We start from the raw sequence: 3,844 nt of genomic DNA on the forward strand, positions 1-3,844 counted from the left end.
GCCGCGCCGCACGCAGAGCCGGCCGCCGCGCTCGCGCAGGGACGCGTCCAGCGCGTCCAGCGAGGCGGCGAGGTAGGCCCGCCGGGTGGGGCCGGCCGGCCCCCAGAGCGCTGGGTCGAGGACGAACAGCGCGAGCACCGGTCCGTCCGCGGCCGCCTCGAGCAGCGCGGGGTTGTCGCCCAGGCGCAGGTCGCGCCGGAACCACATGACCGCAGGGGAAGGACCGGACGGCCCGGGCGTCGAGGTCCGCATGGACTGCAACGATGCCAGCGGGTTGGTGAATAGGAGAGGATGTGCAGGTGAGCGACCTGATCGACACCACCGAGATGTACCTCCGGACCATCTACGAGCTGGTCGAGGAGGGGATCGTCCCGCTGCGTGCCCGGATCGCCGAGCGGCTGCACCAGAGCGGCCCCACGGTGTCCCAGACCGTGGCTCGCATGGAGCGCGACGGCCTGCTCACGGTGGAGGGTGACCGCCACCTGCAGCTCACCGAGGAGGGCATGCGCCTCGCCACCCGGGTGATGCGCAAGCACCGGCTCGCCGAGCGCCTGCTCACCGACGTCATCGGGCTCGACTGGGAGCTCGTCCACGAGGAGGCGTGCCGCTGGGAGCACGTGATGTCCGAGACCGTGGAGCGTCGCCTGATCGACCTGCTCGACCACCCGACGGAGTCGCCCTACGGCAACCCGATCCCGGGCCTCGACGAGCTCGGCGACCACGCGGCCGGGGAGCACTTCATGGAGGGCGTCGAGCCGCTCTCGCAGGCCGCCGGCCCCGCCGAGGGCCGGGTGCTCGTCCGTCGCATCTCCGAGGAGATGCAGAAGGACGAGGTGCTGATGAGCGCGATGCGCCGCGTCGGCGCGCTCCCCGACAAGACGATCACCGTCATCGCCACCGACGAGGGCGTCCTGGTGGGCTCCGGAGGGGAGACGGCCGAGATCGTCCCCGAGGCCGCCGACCACATCTTCGTGCGGAAGTTGTGAACGGGCCCGAAAGTTTTACCGTGGCGCGCTGGTCGATCGTGCGATCGTGTTGACATCAATTTGACGATTTGTGCATCTCTCGTGGAGATCCTCGGGATAGATTTCCGACAGCGCGAGTCCGGCGAGGACGAGCGAAGTCGTCGGTCGGGGGTGGGCGACGTGGGGGAAATTCAATGGAGTTCATCGAGCTGAACAGCCCTGCCCGCGTGTCGGGCGAGCATCTGCTCGTCATTGCCCATTCCTCGACCAAGCTCACGCGAGGCTTGGACCACGGGGAACCGGTCGTCATCCAGACCGATCGTGGAGAGCTGTACGCCGCCGAGGTGGTCGACATCGGGTTCTGGCCCGAGGACACCGTCTACACGCTGGCGCTCGGTGCGCGCCTGCCCGAGAACCTGGCCCGCGAGCGGATCGCCGGCCTCGACCCGACCCAGCACGACCTCGCGCTGCACGAGATCGTCGACCTGCTCGGCGAGCTCGCCCGCCCGCAGGACCCGGACCGGAAGGACTGACGCTCCTTCAGCAGCGCCGATGCGCGAGCTCGGCGAGGAACTCGCTGCACCCCGCGTCGACCCGGCACGCGGCGTGCTCGTCCCCGCGCGTGGCGCCCCGGTTGACGATCACCACCGGCGTCGCGTCCCGGGCCGCCCGGCGGACGAACCGGAGCCCCGACATCACCGTCAGGCTCGACCCGGCGACCAGCAGCGCCCCGCCGCGGCCCGCCAGCGCCTCGACCGCCGCGTAGCAGCGCTCCACCCGCGCCGCCGGGACGTTCTCCCCGAAGAACCCGACGTCGGGCTTGAGGACCCCTCCGCACTCCGCGCAGTCCGGGACCACGAAGCCGTCGGTGTCGTCGAGCTCGACATCACCGTCGGGGCGTACGGCGGCCGCCGCGTGCCGCTCCGCGAAGCAGGGGTTGAGCTCGACGAGCCGCTCCTGGAGGTCGGCCCGCGACGTGGTCGCCCGGCAACCGAGGCACACCACGTCGGCGATCCGGCCGTGCAGGGCGACCAGCCGCGGTGTGCCGGCCCGCTCGTGCAACCCGTCGACGTTCTGGGTGATCAGCAGGTCCGGAGCGATCCGGGCCAGGGCGTGGTGCCCCGCGTTGGGCTCCGCGCGCCCCATCCGGGCCCAGCCGAGGTGGCTGCGTGCCCAGTAGCGCTGGCGCGCCGCCGGGCCGGACACGAACTCCTGGTAGGTCATCGGCCGGCGGTCCGGTGCCCCCGGGCCGCGGTAGTCGGGGATGCCGGAGTCGGTCGACAGGCCCGCGCCGGTCAGCACCACGAGTGGCCGCTCGGCGAGCAGGTCGAGCGCCGGGGCGGTCGTCGGGCCGGCGGCCAGGGTCAACGTGCGTACCTCAGCTGAGCCCGCGCCCGCGCCTTGGCGGCCTCGACCTCGCGGTCCTTGGGCGGTGCGGTCGTGACGAGGTCGTCGAGCAGGTGGGCGGTGACGTGGGCGATCTCCCGGACCGCCCGGTCGAACGCCTCCTGGTTGGCCTGGGAGGGCTTGGTGGTCCCGCTGACCTTGCGCACGTACTGCAGGGCGGCGGCGGTGACCTCGTCGCTGGTCGCCGGCGGCTCGAAGTTGTTGAGCGGTCGGATGTTGCGGCACATGCCGACGAGCGTACGTCCGATCCCGCGGCGGACGGGATGGTCCGGGCCTGGCGCCACCTGACAGGGTGGGGCCATGGCTGACGCACGCGAGCTCGCCCGTGAGTACGACATCGTCCTGTTCGGCGCCACGGGCTTCACCGGGCGCCTGACCGCCGAGTACCTGCTGCGCCACGCGCCGGCAGGACTGCGCTGGGGGCTCGCGGGGCGCAACCCGGAGAAGCTCGAGTCCGTGCGGACCCACCTGGCGACCATCGACCCGGCCGCCGGGGAGCTGGCCCTCCTGCACGCCGACGTCACCGATCCGGCGTCGCTCGCCGACGTGGCCGCGCGGACCCGGGTCGTGATCACGACCGTCGGGCCCTACCTGGCCCACGGCGAGCCGCTGGTGGCTGCCTGCGCCGAGGCCGGCACCGACTACGTCGACCTCACCGGCGAGCCCGAGTTCGTCGATCGGATGTACCTCGCCCACCACGCGACGGCCGAGCGCACGGGGGCCCGCATCGTGCACGCCTGCGGGTTCGACTCGATCCCCCACGACCTCGGGGCGTTCTACACCGTGCAGCAGCTCGCCGCGACCGGGCCGGTCCGCGTGCGGGGCGTGGTGCGCTCCGCTGCGACGTTCTCGGGCGGGACCTTCCACTCGGCCCTGGGCCAGTTCTCCCGGGCCCGGCAGATGCGCGCGGCGATGCAGGAGCGTCGGCGTGCCGAGCCGCGGCCCGAGGGGCGCCGGTCCCGCGCGGTGTCGGGCAAGCCGCACCGCGACGCGCTGCTGGGCTACTGGCTGCTGCCGCTGCCCACGATCGACCCGTTCATCATCGCCCGCAGCGGCGCCGCGCTGGCGTCGTACGGCCCGGACTTCAGCTACACCCACTACGCCGGGACCAAGACGCTGCGGTACGCCGCGGGCGGGGCCGCGGCGGTCACCGCGATGTTCGCGACCGCTCAGGTGCCGCCGTTGCGCAAGCTCGCGCTCGGCCGGGTCAAGCAGGGCGAGGGGCCCGACGAGCGGCGCCGGTCGAAGTCGTGGTTCACCGTCGACTTCGTCGGCGAGGGCGACGGACGCACCATCCACACCCGCGTCTCCGGCGGTGACCCGGGCTACGACGAGACCGCGAAGATGCTCGCCGAGTCCGCGCTCTGCCTGGCCCTCGACGACAACCCGCCCACCGCCGGGCAGGTCACCACCGCCCAGGCGATGGGGGACAACCTGCTGACGCGGCTCCAGGCGGCCGGGATCCGGTTCGA

General features: G+C 72.9%; 6 protein-coding genes. 3 read left to right on the plus strand and 3 right to left on the minus strand.

Annotated features, from left to right (window positions below):
* Positions 1-207 (minus strand): deoxyribodipyrimidine photo-lyase (locus Q0L15_RS14845; RefSeq protein WP_296605228.1); only part of this gene is annotated, 207 nt, incomplete at its 3' end.
* Between the two features lie 92 nt (positions 208-299).
* Between Q0L15_RS14845 and Q0L15_RS14850 the strand changes: the two genes are divergently transcribed.
* Complete coding sequence (locus tag Q0L15_RS14850; protein WP_296605229.1) at positions 300-986, plus strand: metal-dependent transcriptional regulator; 687 nt, start codon at positions 300-302, stop codon at positions 984-986.
* A gap of 263 nt (positions 987-1,249) precedes the next feature.
* The gene (locus Q0L15_RS14855) at positions 1,250-1,498 is read left to right on the plus strand and encodes a hypothetical protein (RefSeq protein WP_296605230.1); all 249 of its coding nucleotides are present in this window, start codon (positions 1,250-1,252) and stop codon (positions 1,496-1,498) included.
* Positions 1,499-1,505: 7 nt separating this feature from the next.
* On the opposite strand, the gene Q0L15_RS14860 is transcribed toward Q0L15_RS14855, so the two are convergent.
* Together Q0L15_RS14860 and Q0L15_RS14865 are read right to left on the minus strand one after the other, a co-directional pair.
* The gene (locus Q0L15_RS14860) at positions 1,506-2,333 is read right to left on the minus strand and encodes a Sir2 family NAD-dependent protein deacetylase (RefSeq protein WP_296605231.1); all 828 of its coding nucleotides are present in this window, start codon (positions 2,331-2,333) and stop codon (positions 1,506-1,508) included.
* Positions 2,330-2,599, minus strand: a complete 270-nt coding sequence (locus Q0L15_RS14865) for a DUF2277 domain-containing protein (protein ID WP_296605232.1) — start codon at positions 2,597-2,599, stop codon at positions 2,330-2,332. Before Q0L15_RS14865 ends, Q0L15_RS14860 begins: the two co-directional genes overlap by 4 nt.
* A gap of 73 nt (positions 2,600-2,672) precedes the next feature.
* On the opposite strand from Q0L15_RS14865, the gene Q0L15_RS14870 reads away from it, so the two are divergent.
* Positions 2,673-3,844: saccharopine dehydrogenase NADP-binding domain-containing protein (locus Q0L15_RS14870; protein WP_296605233.1), on the plus strand; the 1,172-nt coding region annotated here is incomplete at its 3' end.

This window comes from Nocardioides sp. (assembly GCF_024509035.1).
Lineage (GTDB): Bacteria > Actinomycetota > Actinomycetes > Propionibacteriales > Nocardioidaceae > Nocardioides.

Excerpts from the sequence above, each read along its gene's own strand:
- Q0L15_RS14865 (WP_296605232.1), bottom strand. The coding sequence starts at position 2,599 with ATGTGCCGCAACATCCGACCGCTCAACAACTTCGAGCCGCCGGCGACC.